Genomic DNA, 20,305 nt, shown 5'->3' on the forward strand with positions numbered 1-20,305 from the left:
CAAATGCCGCGGAGCATTTCTCCGGGCCGTCCGAATAAACCGGCGGCGTCATTGCGAATGGCGCCCGAGGCTTGAGGTGGCGCATTGATGGCTGGTGAGTCGACACAGCGGGCGGGGACCGGCGGGCCGGACGCGATCGCCGTCGTCGGCATGGCGTGCCGGCTGCCGCGGGCCGCCGGTCCGGCGGAGTTCTGGCGGCTGCTGCGTGACGGCGTGGACGCGGTCACCGAGGCCCCCGAGGACCGCTGGCCCGGCTCGGCTCACCGGCGGGGCGGGTTCCTGTCGTCCGTGGACGGCTTCGACGCCGCGTTCTTCGGCATCTCCCCGAACGAGGCCGCGGCCATGGACCCGCACCAGCGCCTGGTCCTGGAGCTGGCCTGGGAGGCGCTGGAGAACGCCCGCGTCGTCCCCACCGGCCTGCGCGGCAGCGCCGCCGGCGTCTTCCTGGGCGCCATCTCGAACGACCACGCCGCCCTCCAGGCCCGGCTCGGCGCGGACGAGCGCGGCCGGCACGCGTACGTCGGCGCCAACCGCGCCATGATCGCCAACCGGGTGTCCTACTTCCTCGGCCTGCGCGGCCCCAGCCTCACGCTCGACACCGGCCAGTCGTCGTCGCTGGTCGCTGTGGAGATGGCGAGCGAGAGCCTGCGTCGCGGCGAGACCGCCCTCGCCCTGGCCGGCGGCGTCAACCTCAACCTGCTCGCCGACACCACCGACGCCATCGCCGGGCTCGGCGCCCTCTCGCCCGACGGCCGCTGCCACGTCTTCGACCGCCGCGCCAACGGCTACGTGCGGGGCGAGGGCGGCGGGCTGGTCGTGCTCAAGCGGCTGTCCGACGCGCTCGCCGACGGCGACACCGTCCACGCCGTGATCCTCGGCGGGGCCGTCAACAACGACGGCGGCGGCGAGGGCCTGACCGTGCCCAGCCGGGACGCCCAGGAGGAGGTCATCCGCCTGGCCTGCGCGCGGGCCGGGGTGGACCCCGCCGAGGCGCGGTACGTCGAGCTGCACGGCACCGGGACCAAGGTGGGCGACGCGGTGGAGGCCGCGGCCCTCGGCGCCTCCTACGGCGCCTGCCGTCCGGCGGACGACCCGCTGCTGGTCGGCTCCGCCAAGACCAACATCGGCCACCTGGAGGGCGCGGCGGGGATCGCCGGGCTGCTCAAGGTGGTGCTCGCGCTCCGGCACCGCGCGGTGCCGGCCAGCCTGCACTTCGAGGCGCCGCCGCCGGAGATCCCGCTGCCGGAGCTGCGGCTGGAGGTCGTGGGCGCGCGGCGCGACTGGCCGCGGGACGGGCGGGCTCCGGTGGCGGGGGTCAGCTCGTTCGGCATGGGCGGGACCAACTGCCACCTCATCCTGACGGCGGCCCCCGGGGCTCCCGATGCCGGACGGCCGTCGTCCGCTGCCTCGCCTATCGCCGACCTCTGCACGCCCACCACCCCCGCGGGTCCCGATCCCTTCGGCCTTCCTCACACCCCTGCCACCGCACCTGCCTCGCCGCACGCCCTCGCCGCCGAGAGCACCCCGGCCTCTGAGAGCGCCGGCACCCCCGCCTCTGAGAGCGCCGGCACCTCTGAGAGCAGCCTCGCCCGCGAGGGCGCTTCAGCCTCCGAGGCCGTCCTCTCCCGCGAGGGCGCACTCCGCACCGGGACCGGCGAGGGAGAGGCCACGCGGGGGGAGGCCGTGGGCGAGGCCGCGCCGTGGGTGGTGTCGGCGCGGGACCAGGCCGCCCTGCGCGAGCAGGCCCGCCGCCTCCTGCCCCTCGCCGAGGACACGGCCGTCGCCCCGGGCGACGTGGCCCTGAGCCTGGTACGCGGCAGGGCGGTCTTCGAGCGGCGCGCCGTCGTCCTCGGCTCCGACCGCTCCACGCGCCTGGCCGGGCTGCGCGCCCTGGCCGCCGGGCAGCCGCACGACGACGTCGTCGTCGGCACCGCCGCCCCGGGCCTCGGAACGAGCGTCGCCCCGGGCCTCGGAACGAGCGTCACCCCGGGTCGCGGAACGAGCGCCGCCCCGGACACCGGGTCGGGTGCCGCCGCCTCGAACACCCGGCCGGGCTTCGGCGCCCCGGACACCGGCACCCCGGTCGGCCGGGTGGGGTTCGTGTTCCCCGGGCAGGGCTCGCAGTGGGCCGGCATGGCCCGCGGACTCCTCGCCTCGTCCCCCGCCTTCGCCGCCCGCCTGGCCGAGTGCGCCGCGGCGCTGGCCCCCTTCACCGATCACTCCCTCATGGACGTTCTCCAGGAGACCCCCGGCGCCCCCGGGCTGGACCGCGTGGACGTCGTGCAGCCGGCCCTGTGGGCCGTCATGGTGTCCCTGGCCGAGATGTGGCGCTCCCACGGCGTGCGGCCGGGCCTGGTCATCGGCCATTCGCAGGGCGAGATCGCGGCGGCCACGGTCATCGGCGCCCTCAGCCTGGAGGACGGCGCCCGCGTCGTGGCCCTGCGCAGCCGCGCCATCGCCGGCATCACCGGCCACGGCGGCATGATGTCGGTCGCCGCGCCCCTGGACGTCGTGGAGGAGGCGATCGCCGGGGCGGCGGTCCCGGTGTCGGTCGCCGCCGTCAACGGTCCCCGCTCGGTCGTGGTCTCCGGCCCGCGCGACGCCCTCGCCCTGCTCGCCGACCGGCTCTCCGAGCACCGCCCCAAGCTCGTCCCCGTCGACTACGCCTCCCACTCCGAGGAGGTCGAGGGCGTACGCGACGAGGTGCTCGCGGCCCTCGCCCCGGTACGGCCGGTGAGCGTCGCCACGACCTTCGTCTCCACGCTGACGGGCGAGCCGATGGACACGGCCGGGCTCGACGCCGGCTACTGGTACCGCAGCCTGCGCCACCAGGTGCGCTTCGCCCAGGCCGTGGAGGCGGCGCTGGAGGCAGGCTGCGAGCTGCTCGTGGAGTGCAGCCCGCACCCCGTGCTGGTGACCGGCGCCGAGGAGACGGCCGAGGCCGCCGGGCGAGACGTGGCGGTCACCGGGACCCTGCGGCGCGGCGAGGGCGGGCCGGAGCGGGTGCTGCGGTCGCTGGCGCAGGCGTACGCGCAGGGCGCCCCGGTGGACTGGTCCGGCCCGTGCGTCACGCCGGGCGCGCGGCCGATCGACCTGCCGACGTACCCGTTCCAGCGCAAGCCCTACGGCCCGTACGCCGACCCTGCCCGCCCCGAGCCCCGTGCCCGGGCAGGGCGCGCGCGAGCGGCCCGCACCCACGCCGACCCGGTCCCTTCAGGGGCCCCGGTCCCTTCAGGGGCGGCGGCCGGTGGCATGAGCCGGGCCGAGGTGCGGGACCTGGTGCTGGGCGCCGCCGCCCGCGTGCTCGGCCACACGGACGCCGCCGGGATCGAGGCGGGCCGGACGTTCAAGGACCTCGGGTTCGACTCGGTGGCGACCGTGGAGCTGCGCGACCGGCTGCGCGCCTCGACCGGGCTGAAGCTTCCGGCGGGCGTGCTGTTCGGCCACCCCACCCCGGAACGCCTCACCGACCACCTCCACGCCCTCCTCGCCACCGACAGCACCGGGAACGCCGTTGGCACCGCCGGGAGCGCCCCGCCCGCCGCCGAGAGCCCCGCCGGCGACCGCGACGGTGACCGCGACGGTGACCGCGACGACCGCGATGACGACCGCGACGACCACGACGACCACGGCGACCACGGCGATCCGGCCCACGACCGCGACGACCACGGCGATCCCGTCCACGACGACGACGGCGACCTGATCGCCGTCGTCGGGATGGGCTGCCGCTACCCCGGCGGCGTGGCCTCGCCCGACGACCTGTGGCGGCTGGTCAGCAGCGGCGCCGACGCCGTCGGCGAGTTCCCCGCCAACCGCGGCTGGGACCTCGGCGCACTGTTCGCCACCGGTCCCGACCGGTCCGGCACCAGCGACACCCGGCAGGGCGGCTTCGTGCACGACGCCGACCGGTTCGACGCCGCGTTCTTCGGCATCAGCCCCCGCGAGGCGCTGGCCATGGACCCGCAGCAGCGCCTGCTCCTGGAGGTCTGCTGGGAGACCCTCGAACGTGCCGGCCTCGACCCGGCCGCGCTGCGCGGCTCGGCGACCGGCGTGTTCGTCGGCGCGATGGCCCCCGACTACGGCCCCCGCCTCGACCAGCCCGACAGCGCCACCGAGGGCCACCTGCTGACCGGCACCGCGCTCAGCGTCGTCTCCGGCCGCATCTCCTACCTGTTGGGCCTGCGCGGCCCGGCCATCACGACCGACACCGCCTGCTCCTCCTCCCTCGTCTCGATCGTCCTCGCGCTGCAGGCGCTGCGGCGCGGCGACTGCGCGCTGGCGCTGGCCGGCGGGGCGACGGTGATGTCGCGGCCCGGCATGTTCGTGGAGTTCAGCCGGCAGGGCGGGCTGTCGCCGGACGGGCGGTGCAAGGCGTTCTCGTCCGTCGCCGACGGCACCGGCTGGGCCGAGGGCGCGGGGATGGTGCTCCTGGAGCGGCTGTCCGACGCCCGCCGCCACGGACACCCGGTCCTCGCCGTGATCAGGGGCGGCGCGGTCAACCAGGACGGCGCGAGCAACGGCCTGACCGCGCCGAACGGCCAGGCGCAGCAGGACGTCATCCGGCTCGCCCTGGCCGACGCCCGTCTCACCGCGGCCGACGTGGACGTGGTCGAGGCGCACGGCACCGGCACCAGGCTGGGCGACTCCATCGAGGCCGAGTCGCTGATCGCCGCGTACGGCGCGGCCCGCGAGCCCGCGGCGCCCGTCTGGCTCGGCTCGCTGAAGTCGAACATCGGCCACACCCAGGCCGCGGCCGGGGTCGGTGGCGTGATCAAGATGGTCAAGGCCCTGGAGCACCGGACGCTGCCGCGCACGCTGCACGTGGAGGAGCCGACCCCGCACGTCGACTGGGACGCCTCCGGCGTGCGGCTGCTGACCGAGCCCGTCGAGGCGGCGGCGGCCGACGGCAGACCGGTGCGGGCCGGGGTGTCCAGCTTCGGCATCAGCGGCACGAACGCCCACCTCATCCTGGAAAGCGCCCCGGAGACCGCGGCGCCCGGCGCGGGCGGCCCGGCGCCGGGCGAGGCGCTGGTGTGGGCGTTCTCGGCCAGGAGCGAGGCCGCGCTGCGCGCGCAGGCCGTACGGCTGCGCGACCACGCGGAACGCGCCGCCGAGGGAGAGCTGGGCGCGGCCGGGAGGGCGCTGGCCCGGCGGACCGGGTTCGCGCACCGCGCCGTGGTCGTCGCCCGGGACCGCGCCGAGCTGGTCGCCGCCCTGGACGCGCTCGCCGCAGGGGCACCGCACGCCGCGCTCACCACCGGAACGGCCCTCGACGACCCCAGGCCGGTGTTCGTCTTCCCCGGCCAGGGCTCCCAGTGGGCCGGCATGGCCGTGGACCTGCTCGACACCGACCCCCGCTTCCGCGAACGGCTGGAACGCTGCGACCGGGCGCTCGCCCCGCACACCGGCTGGTCCGTCGTGGACGTGCTGCGCGGCGCGGACGGCGCGCCCCCGCTGGAGGGCGCGGACGTCATCCAGCCCGTGCTGTTCGCCGTCATGGTGTCGCTGGCGGAGCTGTGGCGCTCGTACGGCGTCGCGCCGGCCGCCGTGCTCGGCCACTCCCAGGGCGAGATCACCGCGGCGTGCGTCGCCGGCGTGCTGTCCGTGGAGGACGCCGCCCGGATGGTCGTGCTGCGCAGCCGGGCGCTCGTCCGGCTCGGCGACCGCGGCGGCATGCTGGCCGTCTCCCTGCCCGCCGAGCGGGTCGCGGAGCTGCTGGAGCCGTGGAGCGGGCGGCTGTGGCCCGCCGTGCACAGCGGACCGGCCAGTTCGGTGGTCGGCGGCGACGCGGACGCGCTGGAGGAGTTCGCCGCGGCCGTCCCCGAGGGCGTCCGGGCGCGCCGCGTCGCGATCGGCTACGCCGCCCACACCCCGCACATCGAGGAACTGCGCGAGGAACTGCTGACCAAGCTCGCGGACGTGCGCCCCGGCCCCGCCGGGACCGCCTTCTGCTCCTCGTACGCGGGGGACTTCGTCGACCCGGCCGGCCTGACCGCCGAGTACTGGTTCGCCGGCCTGCGCAACCCCGTGCTGTTCCGGCAGGCCGTCGAGACGGTCGCCGGTTCGGGCACGACCCTGTTCGTCGAGACCAGCCCGCACCCCACGCTGGTCGGCCACATCGAGGACACGCTGGCCGCGGCCGGCCTGCCCGGCGGCGCCACCGGCACGCTGCGGCGCGGCGACGGCGGCCGGGAGCGGCTGCTGCGGGCGCTCGGCCAGGCGTGGGTGCTCGGCGTGGCGCTCGACTGGACGGCCGCGCTCGGCCCCGCGCCCCTCCGCGACGTGGGCCTGCCCACGTACCCGTTCGAACGCCAGAGGTACTGGCTCGACCCCGGCGCCACCGCCGGATCCGCGGCCGCCTCCCGCCACCCGCTGCTGGACACGGTCGTGCCGCTGGCGGCCGACGACGGCTTCCTGCTGGCGGGACGGCTGTCGCGGGCCGCCGTCCCGTGGCTGGCCGACCACGCCGTGGACGGCGGCGTGCTGCTGCCGGGCACCGCGTTCGTGGAGCTGGCCCTGGAGGCCGCCGCCACGGCCGGGTGCGAGACGGTCGAGGACCTCACGCTGGAGGCCCCGCTGTACCTGCCGGAGACGGGCGCGTTCCAGACGCAGGTCTCGGTGGGCGGCCCGGACGCCGGCGGGCGGCGCGCGCTGGCCGTCCACGCCCGCCCGGCCGACGACCCGGACGCCCCCTGGACCCGCCACGCCACCGGCCTCCTCGCCCCGCCGGGCGCCGACGCGCCGGCCGCGCCGCTCACGGTCTGGCCGCCCGAGGCCGACCCGGTGGACCTGGGCGACCTGTACGGCCGGCTGGCCGAGCGCGGCTACGACTACGGACCCGCGTTCCAGGGGCTGCGCGCCGCCTGGCGCGGCGACCGCGTCGCGTACGTCGAGGTGGAGCTGCCCGAGCACGTGCGCGACGACGCGGACCGCCACGCGCTGCACCCCGCCCTCCTCGACGCCGCCCTGCACCTGGTGGTGCTGGAACGTGCGGACGACCCGGCGACCGTGCTGCTGCCGTTCGCCTGGGACGGGGTCCGCGTGCACGCCGGGGGAGCCGGCGCGCTGCGCGTCCGCGTCACCGACGGCGACGGCGACACCGTCTCCCTGGCCGCGTACGACGGGGACGGGCGGCCCGTCGCGGAAGCCCGCGGGCTGACGCTGCGCCGGGTGCCGCGCACCGGTGACGCCGCCCGCGCCGGCATCGGCGCCGCCGCCTACGTCCTCGACTGGAGCCCCGCGCGGTCCGCCCCGGCCGCCCCGGCCGCCCCGGCCGACCAGGCCGGGCAGGCCGGGCAGCGGTGGGCCGTGGTCGGCCTCGACGAGCTGGCCGACGACATCGACGCCGAGCTGGCGGCGGCCGGGATCGGCGCGCCCCGCTACTACGACCTCGCCTCCGTGGCCGACATGAGCACGGGGGAGATCCCCGGACTGGTGCTCGCCCCGTGCCGCGGGGACGCCGCCGACCTGCCGTACTCCGCGCACGACACCCTGCACCAGGTGCTCGACCTCGTGCAGGGCTGGCTCGGCGACGAGCGGTACGCGGAGTCGCGCCTGGTGTTCGTCACCCGCCCCGGCGACCCGGCAGGGGCCGCGGTGTGGGGGCTCGTGCGGTCGGCGCAGTCGGAGCACCCGGGCCGGTTCGCGCTGGCCGAGCTGCCGGAGGGCTTCTCCGGGTGGGAGGCGCTCGCGGGCGCGATCGCGGCGGGGGAGACCCAGCTCGCGGCCGGGGAGGACGGCGGCCTGCTGGCCCCCCGCCTGGTCCGCCGCTCCCCGACCCCGGCCGCCTCATCCGCGCCTTCCGCGACCCCGGCCGCCTCATCCGCGCCTTCCGCGAGTCCGGCCTCGCCGGCGCCGACCGGGACCGCCGCCTCGCCCTCCCCGGCACCTCAGGACCCCGCCCCCGGCCCCACCGCCGCGGCGGGCGACGAGAGGGGCGCGGCGAAGGACGCAGCGGGCGGCCCGACGGAGGTGCGCCGCGGGGACGGTGTGGCGCACGACGGACATGGCGTGGCGCACCCGTTGGCGGCGGGCGGCGTGCTCGTGACCGGGGGCACCGGCGGGCTGGGCGCTCTCGTGGCGCGGCGGCTGGTGGAGCGGCACGGTGTGCGCGAGCTGGTCCTCGTCTCCCGCCGCGGCCCCGACGCCCCGGAGGCCGGCGCGCTGGCCGGCGAGCTGACCGCCATGGGCGCGAGCGTGCGGGTCGTGGCCTGCGACGTGTCCGACCGCCGGGCGCTGGCCGGCCTGCTGGCGGGGATCCCGTCGCTGACCGGCGTGGTCCACACCGCCGGGGTGCTCGAGGACGCGGTCGTGGAGGGCCTGTCGGCGCAGCGCCTCGACGCCGCCCTGGCGCCCAAGGCGGACGCCGCCTGGCACCTGCACGAGCTGACCCGCGACCGGCCGCTGTCGGCGTTCGTGCTGTTCTCGTCCGTCGCCGGCCTGCTCGGCAACCCCGGTCAGGGCAACTACGCCGCCGCCAACGCCTTCCTCGACGCGCTCGCCCTGCACCGCCGTGACCTGGGCCTGCCGGCCGTGTCCATCGCCTGGGGGCTCTGGGACAGAGGCGGCATGGCGGGCGCTCTCGGCGGCGCCGACGTGGCCCGCCTGGCCCGGGGCGGCATCGCGCCGCTGAGCATGGAGGAGGGCCTCGACCTGTTCGACGCCGCGCTGGAAGGCGCCGAGCCGCTGGTCGTGGCGGCCCGCTGGGACCGGGCCGGGCTGCGCGACCGGGCCGAGGCCGGCGACCTGCCGCCCGTGCTGCGCGGGCTGGTCCGCGCGTCCCGCCGTACCTCCCGCAGCGCGCCGGCCACCCGGCCGGGCGCGCCCGCGCAAGGGCCGGGGCTCGCCGAGCGCCTGGCCGCCCTGGCCGAGCCGGAGGCCCGCGCCCACCTCACCGCGCTGGTGCGCTCGCACGTCGCGACCGTCCTCGCGCACAGCAGCCCCGAGCAGGTGGACGTGGAACGCGCGTTCAACGAGCTGGGCTTCGACTCGCTGACCGCCGTGGACCTGCGCAACCGGCTCAACGCCGAGACCGGGCTGCGGCTGCCGGCGACCCTCGTCTTCGACCATCCGACCGTCACCGCGCTGGCCGGCTACCTCTACCGGACCCTCGCGCCCGACACCCCGTCTCCCGAGGACGCGCTGCGGACGGCGGTGGACCAGGCCGAGTCGGTGCTGCTGGCCGCCAACGGCGGCGCGGACGCGCTGCGCGGCCAGCTCGTCGCCATCCTGCAGAGCGCGCTCGGCCGCCTCGGAGCCGTTCCGGCCGCCGCGCCCGCCGCCACGCCGAGCCGGCCGGGCGGCGCCGCCGAGGAGATCGTCTCCGCCTCCGACGAGGAGATCTTCGCCTTGATCGACAACCGGGCCATGACGGCCCCCCTGAAGCCCGTGGTGGAAAGGCCTGGCCATGGCGAGTGAGGACAAGCTCCGCGCGTACCTGAAGCGGGTCACCGTCGAGCTGGCGGAGACCCGCCGGCGGCTGGCCGAGGACGTGGGCCGCCGGCACGAGCCGGTGGCGATCGTCGGCATGGCCTGCCGGTACCCCGGCGGTGTGAGCGGCCCCGACGACCTGTGGGACCTGGTCGCCTCGGGCCGCGACGCGATCAGCGAGTTCCCGGCGGACCGCGGCTGGGACACCGACCTGTACGACCCCGACCCGGACGCGGCCGGCAAGACGTACACGCGGCACGGCGGCTTCCTGGAGGGGGCGGCCGACTTCGACGCCGCGTTCTTCGGGATGAGCCCGCGCGCCGCGCTCGGCACCGACCCGCAGCACCGGCTGTTCCTGGAGTCGTGCTGGGAGGCATTGGAGCACGCCGGGATCGACCCGACGACGCTGCGCAGCTCCCGCACCGGCGTGTACGCGGGCAACATGTACAACGACTACTCCTCCCGCTTCGTCCACGGCTCGATCCCCGGCTCGGTCGAGGGCACGCTGCTGTCGTCCAGCACGCCGAGCGTCATGTCCGGCCGCGTCTCGTACACCCTGGGCCTGGAGGGGCCGTCGCTGACCGTCGACACGGCCTGCTCGTCCTCGCTGGTGACCCTGCACCTGGCCGTGCGCGCGCTGCGGCAGGAGGAGTGCGCGCTGGCGCTGGCGGGCGGCGTCACGCTGCTGGTGTCGCCGGACGCGTTCGTGGAGTTCTGCCGGCAGGGCGCGCTGTCGCCGGACGGGCGGTGCAAGTCGTTCTCCTCGGCCGCCGACGGGGCCGCCTGGTCGGAGGGCGTCGGGGTGCTCGTGCTGGAGCGGCTGTCGGACGCCCGCCGCAACGGGCACCGCGTGCTCGCGCTCATCCGCGGCTCGGCCGTCAACCAGGACGGTGCGAGCAACGGCATGACCGCGCCCAGCGGGCCCGCGCAGGAGCGGGTCATCGAGCAGGCGCTGGCGGACGCGCGGCTCGGCGCGGACGAGGTGGACGTCGTGGAGGCGCACGGCACGGGCACCAGGCTGGGCGACCCGATCGAGGCGCAGGCCCTGCTCGCCACGTACGGCCGGGCCCACGACGGCGACCGGCCGCTCTGGCTCGGGTCCGTCAAGTCGAACATCGGCCACACCCAGGCCGCGGCCGGCGTCGCCGGGGTGATCAAGATGGTCAAGGCGCTCGAACACGGCGCGCTGCCGCCCACCCTGCACGTCGAGGAGCCAACCCCGCACGCCGACTGGGACTCCGGCGGCATCCGGCTCCTCACCGCGGGCCGTGCGTGGCCGCCCGGCGAGCGTCCGCGGCGCGCGGCCGTCTCCAGCTTCGGCATCAGCGGCACGAACGCGCACGCCATCATCGAGGAGTACGTCCCGGAGCCGGCGCCCCAGGCCGAGTCCGGGCACGCCCCCGCCTCCGAGGGCGCTCCCGCCTCCGAGGGCGCTCCCGCCTCCGAGGGCGGCCCCGCCTCCAAGGGTGCCCCCGCCTCCGCGGATGCCTCCGTCTCCGCAGGCGTGTCAGGGGCCGGTGGCGCGGGCGGGCCGCTGGCGTGGCCGGTCAGCGCTCACAGCGCCGCCGCCCTGCGCGGTCAGGCCGCCCGCCTGCACGCCCACCTCACGACGGCCCCCGGCCCGGCCCGGCCCGGCGACGGAAACGGCGCTCCCGGCACACCGGCCGTCCCCGACCCCGCCGACGTGGCGCACTCGCTCGCCACCACCCGGGCCCGCCTCCCGCACCGCGCCGTCGTCCTCGGCCATGACGCGGGCGACCTGACCGCCGCCCTCGGCGCGTACGCCCGCCAGGAGCCCGCCCCCACGGTGATCGAGGGCGTCGCCCCGGAGCACGCCCGCGCCGCCTTCCTGTTCACCGGCCAGGGGGGCCAGCGGCCCGGCATGGGCAGGGAGCTGGCCGGGATCTCACCGGTGTTCGCCGCGGCCCTGGAGGAGGCGTGGGCCGCGCTCGACCCGCACCTCGACCGGCCGCTGCGCGAGGTGATGTGGGCGGCGCCCGGCACGCCCGAGGCCGCGCTGCTCGACGACACCGCCTACACCCAGCCCGCGCTGTTCGCCTTCGAGGTGGCCGCGTTCCGGCTGCTGGAGTCGCTGGGCCTCGCGCCCTCGGCGGTCGCCGGGCACTCGGTCGGCGAGTTCGCCGCCGCCCACGCCGCGGGCCTGTGGTCGCTGGCCGACGCCGCCCGCCTCATCGCGGCCCGCGGCCGGTTGATGCGCGAGCTCACGGTGCCCGGCGCGATGGTCGCCGTGGCGGCGAGCGAGGAGGAGGTCCGCCCTTCCCTCGCCGGGCTGGAGCACCTGGTCTCGGTGGCGGCCGTCAACGGGCCCGGCAGCGTGGTCCTGTCGGGCGACGCCGACGCCTGCCTCGCCGTGGCCGGCCGCTGGCGGGAGCTCGGCCGCCGCACCCGCCGCCTGCCCGTCAGCCACGCCTTCCACTCGCCGCTCATGGAGCCGGTGCTCGACGCGTTCGCCGCGGAGCTGGCGGTCGTGCGGTTCGGCGAGCCGCGCCTGGCCTACGCCACCGGGCTCACCGGACTGGCCGACACCCGCTGGACCTCGCCTGGCTACTGGCTGGAGCAGATCCGGCTGCCCGTGATGTTCCAGAACCTGGTGCGGAGGCTGGAGGGCGAGGGGATCGGCGTCCTCGTCGAGGTCGGGCCGCAGGCGGTGCTGTCCGGCATGGCGCACGACTGCGTCACCCGCGACGACGCCGTGATCGTGCCGCTGCACCGGCGGGACGCGGCGGAGCCGGACGCGCTCGCCGCCTGCCTGGCCCGGGCCTGGGTCGCCGGACTGCCGGTCGACTGGCCCGCGCTGTTCCGCCGCGGCGCCCGTACGGACCTGCCCACGTACGCCTTCGACAGGCGGCGTTACTGGCTGAGCCCGCCCGCCCGGGCCGCGGCCCTGTCGGAGGCGCTGCCCTCGGCGGGCCTGGCCGAGGCCGGGCACCCGCTGCTGGGCGCGGTGGTGGACCTGGCGGAGGAGGGGCCGACCGTGCTGACCGGCCGCCTGTCCGTGGCCGGCGCGCCGTGGCTGGCCGACCACCGGGTGGCCGGGACGATCGTCCTGCCCGGGGCCGCCATGGCGGACATGGTCCTGGAGGCCGGCGCGCGTACCGGCTGCGAGCTGGTCGAGGAGCTGATGTTCGAGGCGCCGCTGGTGCTGCCCGAGCGTGGCGGCGTCGCGGTGCAGGTGGTGGTGGACCGGCCCGACGCCTCCGGCGCCCGGCCGGTGCGGCTGCACTCCCGGCCGGCCGACGACCCCGACGCGGGCTGGACCCGGCACCTGTCCGGCACGGTCGGCGTCGCCGCCGCCGCGCCCGGCTCCTCCTCGTGGGCGGCCGTGTGGCCGCCGGCGGGTGCGGTGCCGGTGGAGGTGGAGGGTGGTTATGAGCGGTTGGCGGAGCGTGGGTACGAGTACGGGCCGGCGTTCCAGGGGTTGCGGGGGTTGTGGCGGCGCGGGGACGAGCTGTTCGCCGAGGTGACGGCTCCCGAGGGAGTCGAGGTCGCCGGGTACGGCGTCCACCCGGCGCTGTTCGACGCGATGTTCCACCCCCTGGTGGTGGCCGCGCCGGAGGACGAGCTGCGGCTGCCGTTCGAGCTGCGGGGAGCGCGCCTGCACGCGGCCGGCGCCACGGACCTGCGGGTGCGGCTGCGGGCGATCGGCTCGGACGGGTGCGAGGTCGAGGCGGCCGACGCGTCGGCGCGGCCGGTGTTCTCGCTGGGCTCCCTGCGCGTGCGGCCCGTGCCCGCGGGCGCGCTGGCCGGGCCGTCCGCCGCCTCGGTGTCGTACGGGGTGGAGTGGGTGGAGGCCCCGGCCGGTGGCGTCACCGGTGGGGTGCCGTCGGTGGTGTGGTGCGTGTCCGAGGGGCCGGATGTGCCGTCGGCGGTGCGTGCGCTGACGGGGCGGGTGCTGGAGGCGGTGGCCGCGGCTCCGGTGGACGGGGTGGTGGTGTTCGCGACGCGGCCGGGTGATGTGGCGGCGGGCGCGGTGTGGGGGTTGGTGCGTTCGGTCCAGTCGGAGCAGCCGGGCCGGTTCGTGCTGGCGGAGGTGGAGGAGGGGTTCTCGGACTGGGTGCGGGTGGTCGCGGCCGGTGAGCCGCAGGTGCGGGTGGCCGGGGACAGGGTCCTGGTGCCGCGCCTGGCTCGCCGTGGCCAGGAGACGGCGCAGGACCCCGGGCAGATCTCGGGCCCGGTGCTGGTGACCGGCGGCACCGGTGGCCTGGGCGCTCTGGTGGCGCGGCGGCTGGTGGAGCGGCACGGGGTGCGGGAGCTGGTGCTGGTCTCGCGTCGCGGGTCGGATGCTCCGGGGGCCGATGCTCTTGTGGAGGAGCTGTCGGGGCTGGGCGCCTCCGTGCGGGTGGCGGCGTGTGATGTGGCCGACCGCGAGGCGTTGCGGGAGCTGCTGGACGGGATCCCGTCGCTGGCCGGGGTCGTGCACACGGCGGGTGTGCTGGACGACTCGGTGGTGGAGGGCCTGACGCCGGAGCGGATGGACACGGTTCTGGCTCCGAAGGCGGACGCGGCGTGGCATCTGCATGAGCTGAGCGGAGATGTCTCCCTGTTCGTGCTGTTCTCGTCGCTGGCCGGGGTGCTGGGGAACGCGGGTCAGGGCAACTACGCCGCCGCCAACGCCTTCCTGGACGCCCTGGCCGAGCACCGGCGGGGACTGGGCCTGCCGGCGGTGTCCATCGCCTGGGGACTCTGGGACACCGGCGGGACCGGCATGGGCGGCACCCTGGAGGCCGCCGACGTGGCCCGGCTCGCGCGGGCCGGCATCGCACCGCTGACCGCCGACCAGGGCCTGCGGGCGTTCGACCAGGCCGTGGCGGGCGCGGAGCCGCTGGTCGTCGCCGCCCGCTGGGACAACGCGGGGCTCCGGGCCCGGGCCGAGGCCGGGGAGCTGCCGTCCGTGCTGCGCGGCCTCGTCCGGACGCCCAGGCGCGCGGCCGGCGAGCGGGGCGACGGCGTGGCCGGGCTGGTGTCCAGGCTCGCCGTCCTGACCAAGGACGAAGGGCTGCGCCTGCTCACCGACCGCGTACGGTCGCACGTGGCGGCCGTCCTCGCCCACGGCAGCGCCGACCACATCGAGGCCGACCGGGCCTTCAACCGCCTCGGCTTCGACTCGCTGACGGCCGTCGAGCTGCGCAACCGGCTCAACGCCGACACCGGCCTGCGGCTGCCCGCGACCCTCGTCTTCGACCACCCGACCGTCAACTCGCTGGCCGAACACCTCTTCCGCACGCTCGTGCCGCAGGCGCCGTCCCCCGAGGACACGCTGCGCACGGCCCTGGAGCACGTCGGTTCCATGCTGGCCGGCGCCAAGGAGGACGCGGACGCCGTACGCAGCAAGCTCGTCGCCGTGCTGCAGAGCAGCCTGGCGCGGTTCGGGGCGGAGCCGGACGGCTCCGGACGCCCCGACACGGTGGTGGGAAAGATCGACTCGGCTTCGGACGAGGAGATCTTCGCCCTCATCGACAACGAACTGTGACGCCTGACTCCCGCGACGAAGGGTTCGATTGATGGGGACCGAGGACAAGCTCCGCGACTATCTGAGGCGCGCGACCGTCGAGCTGGCGGAGACCCGCCAGCGCCTCGCCGAGGACGTGGGGCGCCGGCACGAGCCGGTGGCGATCGTGGGCATGGCGTGCCGCTATCCCGGCGGGGTGTGGAGCCCGGACGACCTGTGGGAGCTGGTGGACACCGGCGGCGACGCCATCGGCGACTTCCCGGCCGACCGCGGCTGGGACCTGGAGGGCCTGTTCGACCCCGACCCCGAGGCGTGGGGCAAGTCCTACACCCGGCAGGGCGGCTTCGTCGGCGACGTGGCCGACTTCGACGCCGCGTTCTTCGGGATGAGCCCGCGCAGCGCGCTGGCCACCGACCCGCAGCACCGGCTGTTCCTGGAGTCGTGCTGGGAGGCGCTGGAACGGGCGGGCATCGACCCGGCGACGCTGCGCGGCTCCCGCACCGGCGTGTACGCGGGCAACATGTACGAGCACTACTCGACCCGGTTCCTGGAGGTCACCCCCGAGGCCGTCGAGGGCACGCTGTTCACCTCCAGCGCCTCCAGCGTGATGTCCGGCCGCGTCTCCTACACCCTCGGGCTGGAGGGCCCGGCCCTGTCGGTGGACACCGCCTGCTCGTCGTCCCTGGTCGCCCTGCACCTGGCCGTGCAGGCGCTGCGCCGGGGCGAGTGCTCGCTGGCCCTGGCCGGCGGGGTGTCCGTCATGGCGTCCCCGGTGCCGTTCATCGAGTTCTGCCGCCAGCGGGCGCTCGCCCCCGACGGGCGGTGCAAGTCGTTCTCCTCGACCGCCGACGGCGCCGCCTGGTCGGAGGGCGTGGGCGTGCTCACGCTGGAACGCCTCTCGGACGCCCAGCGCAACGGCCGCCGCGTCCTCGCGGTGATCCGCGGCTCGGCGATCAACCAGGACGGCGCGAGCAACGGCATGACCGCGCCGAGCGGACCCGCGCAGGAGCGCGTCATCCAGCAGGCCCTCGCCGACGCCCAGCTCGACACCCTCGACGTGGACGTCGTCGAGGCGCACGGCACCGGCACGACCCTCGGCGACCCGATCGAGGCGCAGGCCCTGCTCGCCACCTACGGCCGGGCCCGCGGCGGCGACCGGCCGGTCTGGCTCGGGTCGGTCAAGTCGAACATCGGCCACACCCAGGCCGCGGCCGGGGTCGCCGGGGTGATCAAGATGGTCAAGGCCCTGGAGCACCGCCGCCTGCCGCGCACGCTGCACGTGGCGGAGCCCACCCCGCACGTGGACTGGGCGTCCGGCGGGGTGCGGGTCCTGACCGAGCCCGTCGAGCTGCCCGCCGACCGGCCGGTGCGGGCGGGCGTCTCCAGCTTCGGCGTCAGCGGCACGAACGCGCACGTCATCCTGGAGAGCGCCCCCGAACCGGCGGCGGCGACCCGACCCGCGAAGATCACGCAGCTCGCGGAGCAGGCGCAGGTCGGGGAGCCCGACGGCGCGGGGCCGATCGTGTGGGCCTTCTCCGCCAAGACCGCCGCCGCGCTGCGCGCCCAGGCCGCCCGGCTGCGCGAGCACGCGGGCCGCGTCAGCGGCACCGACCTGCCCGCCACGGCGCGGGCGCTGGCGGGCCGGGCGAGGTTCGCGCACCGCGCCGTCGTCGTCGCGGCGGACCGCGAGGAGCTGGCCGCCGCGCTGGAGGCCGTCGCCGCCGGGACGCCCCACGCCGCCGCCGTCACGGGCGAGGCGCCGGCCCAGCCCCGGCCGGTGTTCCTCTTCCCCGGCCAGGGCACCCAGTGGGCCGGCATGGCCGTGGACCTGCTGGACTCCAGCGACGTGTTCCGCTCCCGGCTGCGCGAGTGCGACGCGGCGCTGCGGCCGTACACCGGCTGGGCGGTCGAGGACGTGCTGCGCGGCACCGGCGGCGCGCCCGAGCTGGAGGGCACCGACGTCATCCAGCCGGTCCTGTTCGCCGTCATGGTGTCGCTGGCCGCGCTGTGGCGCGCGTACGGCGTGCACCCCGGCGCCGTCGTCGGCCACTCGCAGGGCGAGATCGCGGCGGCCTGCGTCGCGGGCGCCCTGTCGCTGGACGACGCGGCGAAGATCGTCGCCCTGCGCAGCCGCTCCCTGACCGGGCTCAGCGGCACCGGCGGCATGCTCGCCGTCGCGCTGCCCGCCGCCCAGGCCGAGGAGCGGATCGCGCCGTGGTCGGGACGGCTGTGGGTGGCGGTGCACAGCGGCCCCGCCTCCTGCGTGGTGGCCGGCGAGGCCGGCGCGCTCGACGAGTTCGCCGCCGCCTGCGGCGAGGCCGTACGGGTGCGCCGCATCGCGGTCGACTACGCCTCGCACACCCCGCACGTGGAGGCGCTGCGCGACGAGCTGCTGGCCACGCTCGACGGCGTACGGCCGGGCCCCACCGAGACCGTCTTCTGCTCCTCTCTGGCCGGCGCGGTCGTCGAGCCCGCCCGCCTGACCACCCGCTACTGGTACGACAACCTGCGCAACCCCGTGCTGTTCGAGGAGGCGATCCGCTCGTTCACCGGGACGCCGCTGTTCGTCGAGGTCAGCCCGCACCCCGTGCTCGGCGGCGACACCGGCGACATCTGCGACGACGCCGGGGTGGCCGCGGGCGTCTGCGCGACCCTGCGCCGCGGCGCGGGCGACCGGAGCCGCTTCCTCGCCGCCCTCGGCCAGGCGTGGGTGCTGGGCGCCGACGTCGCCTGGTCGGACGCGCTCGGCCCCGCGCCGCACCCGCGCGTGGACCCGCCCACGTACCCGTTCGAACGGCGCCGGTTCTGGCTCGGCGACCGCGAGCGGGCCGGCCGGCCCGCCGGCGCGGGCATCGACGACGCCCGGCACCCGCTGCTCACGGCGCTCGTGCCGGTGGCGGGCGACGGCTGGGTGCTGACCGGCCAGCTCTCGCTCAGGGGCGCGCCGTGGCTCGCCGACCACGCGGTGCAGGGCGGCGTCCTGCTGCCGGGCGCGGCGTTCGTCGAGCTCGCGCTGGAGGGCGGCGTCCACGCCGGGGCCTCCGTGCTGGAGGAGCTGGTCATCGAGGCGCCGCTCCTGCTGCCGGAGTCCGGGGCCGTCACCGTGCAGGTCACCGTGGAACGTCCCGACACCGATGGCCGCCGCGCCGTCGGCGTGTACTCCCGCGCCGCCGCCTCCTCCTCCGTCGGGGACGGCTGGCGGCGGCACGCCGCGGGAGTGCTCGCCGACACCGCGCCCGCGCCCGGCTCCGCGTCGTGGGCGGCCGTGTGGCCGCCGGCGGGTGCGGTGCCGGTGGAGGTGGAGGGTGGTTATGAGCGGTTGGCGGAGCGTGGGTACGAGTACGGGCCGGCGTTCCAGGGGTTGCGGGGGTTGTGGCGGCGCGGGGACGAGCTGTTCGCCGAGGTGACGGCGCCCGAGGGGGTCGAGGTCGCCGGGTACGGCGTCCACCCGGCCCTCCTGGACGCCGCCTTCCACCCGCTCGTGCTGGCCGCCGACGGCGACGAGCTGCGGCTGCCGTTCGCCTTCGGCGGGGTCCGGCTGCACGCCACGGAGGCGTCGGCGCTCCGGGTCCGGGTGTCGGGCTCCGGGGACGACGCGGTCGTCGAGGCCGCGGACGCGGCGGGCGAGCCGGTGCTCTCCATCGACGGGCTGCGCGTCCGCGCCGCCGCAGCCCGGCCCGCCTCCTCGTCCGCCGCCTCGGTGTCGTACGGGGTGGAGTGGGTGGAGGCCCCGGCCGGTGGCGTCACAGGTGGGGTGCCGTCGGTGGTGTGGTGCGTGTCCGAGGGCTCGGATGTGCCGTCGGCGGTGCGTGCGCTGACGGGGCGGGTGCTGGAGGCGGTGGCCGCGGCTCCGGTGGACGGGGTGGTGGTGTTCGCGACGCGGCCGGGTGATGTGGCGGCGGGCGCGGTGTGGGGGTTGGTGCGTTCGGTCCAGTCGGAGCAGCCGGGCCGGTTCGTGCTGGCGGAGGTGGAGGAGGGGTTCTCGGACTGGGTGCGGGTGGTGGCGACGGGTGAGCCGCAGGTGCGGGTGGCCGGGGACAGGGTCCTGGTGCCGCGCCTGGCTCGCCGTGGCCAGGAGACGGCGCAGGACCCCGGGCAGATCTCGGGCCCGGTGCTGGTGACCGGCGGCACCGGTGGCCTGGGCGCCTTGGTGGCGCGGCGGCTGGTGGAGCGGCACGGGGTGCGGGAGCTGGTGCTGGTCTCGCGTCGTGGTCCGGACGCTCCGGGGGCCGATGCTCTTGTGGAGGAGCTGTCGGGGCTGGGGGCCGACGTGCGGGTGGCGGCGTGTGATGTGGCCGACCGCGAGGCGTTGCGGGAGCTGCTGGACGGGATCCCGTCGCTGGGCGGGGTCGTCCACACGGCGGGTGTGCTGGACGACTCGGTGGTGGAGGGCCTGACACCGGAACGCATGGACACGGTCCTGGCCCCGAAGGCGGACGCGGCCTGGCACCTGCACGAGCTGAGCGGAGATGTCTCCCTGTTCGTGCTGTTCTCCTCCCTCGCGGGGGTGCTGGGCAACGCGGGTCAGGGCAACTACGCCGCCGCCAACGCCTTCCTGGACGCCCTGGCCGAGCACCGGCGGGGACTCGGTCTGCCGGCGGTGTCCATCGCGTGGGGACTCTGGGACACCGACTCCGGGATGACCGGCGGACTCACCGCCGCCGACCACGCCCGCCTGGCCAGGGCCGGCATCGCCCCGTTGACCGCCGAGCAGGGCCTGGAGCTGTTCGACGGCGCCCTGACGGGCGCCGAGGCCCGGGTGGTGGCCGCCCGCTGGGACAACGCCGGGCTCCGGGCGCGGGCCGAGGCCGGGGAGCTGCCGTCCGTGCTGCGCGGCCTCGTCCGGGCGCCCCGCCGTACCGCGGGGAACGCCGCCGCCGCGACCGGCGGGCCCGCCGCGCTCGCCCAGCGCCTCGCCGCCCTGCCGCGCACCGACGCGCAGCGGCTGCTCACCGACACCGTGCGCGCCCACGTCGCGGCCGTCCTCGCCCACGGCAGTGCTGACCAGATCGAGGTGGACCGGGCCTTCAACCAGCTCGGCTTCGACTCGCTGACCGCCGTCGAGCTGCGCAACCGGCTCAACGCCGACACCGGCCTGCGGCTGCCGCCGACCCTCGTCTTCGACCACCCGACCGTCACCACGCTGAGCGACTACCTGTTCCGCACCCTCGCACCCCCGTCGCCGTCGCCCGAGGAGACGCTGCGCACGACCCTGGACCGGGTCGAGGACCTGATCGCCGCCGCGAACGGCGAGGGCGAGGCCCTGCGCGACCGGTTCGTGTCGCTCCTGCAGACCACCCTCGACCGGCTCGGCGCCGGGGCCAACGGCGCCGGCGACGTCGCCGACAAGATCGACTCGGCTTCGGACGAGGAGATCTTCGCCCTCATCGACAACGAACTGTGACC

3 protein-coding genes are annotated in these 20,305 nt (G+C 77.0%); all 3 read left to right on the forward strand.

Annotation, left to right across the window (positions count from 1 at the left end):
- The first annotated feature begins 87 nt into the window (after positions 1-87).
- From HT134_RS44740 to HT134_RS19240, 3 genes are read left to right on the forward strand one after another with little or no spacing between them, the layout of a single operon-like run.
- Positions 88-9,417 (forward strand): type I polyketide synthase, encoded by a 9,330-nt coding sequence (locus HT134_RS44740; protein ID WP_217708090.1) that lies wholly within the window; start codon positions 88-90, stop codon positions 9,415-9,417.
- The gene (locus tag HT134_RS19235; protein ID WP_175601805.1) at positions 9,407-14,920 is read left to right on the forward strand and encodes a type I polyketide synthase; all 5,514 of its coding nucleotides are present in this window, start codon (positions 9,407-9,409) and stop codon (positions 14,918-14,920) included. The genes HT134_RS44740 and HT134_RS19235 overlap by 11 nt, the downstream gene beginning before the upstream one ends.
- A 31-nt stretch (positions 14,921-14,951) precedes the next feature.
- Complete coding sequence (locus HT134_RS19240; RefSeq protein ID WP_175601806.1) at positions 14,952-20,303, forward strand: type I polyketide synthase; 5,352 nt, start codon at positions 14,952-14,954, stop codon at positions 20,301-20,303.
- Positions 20,304-20,305 lie beyond the last annotated feature (2 nt).

This window comes from Nonomuraea rhodomycinica, from assembly GCF_013363995.1.
GTDB lineage: Bacteria > Actinomycetota > Actinomycetes > Streptosporangiales > Streptosporangiaceae > Nonomuraea > Nonomuraea rhodomycinica.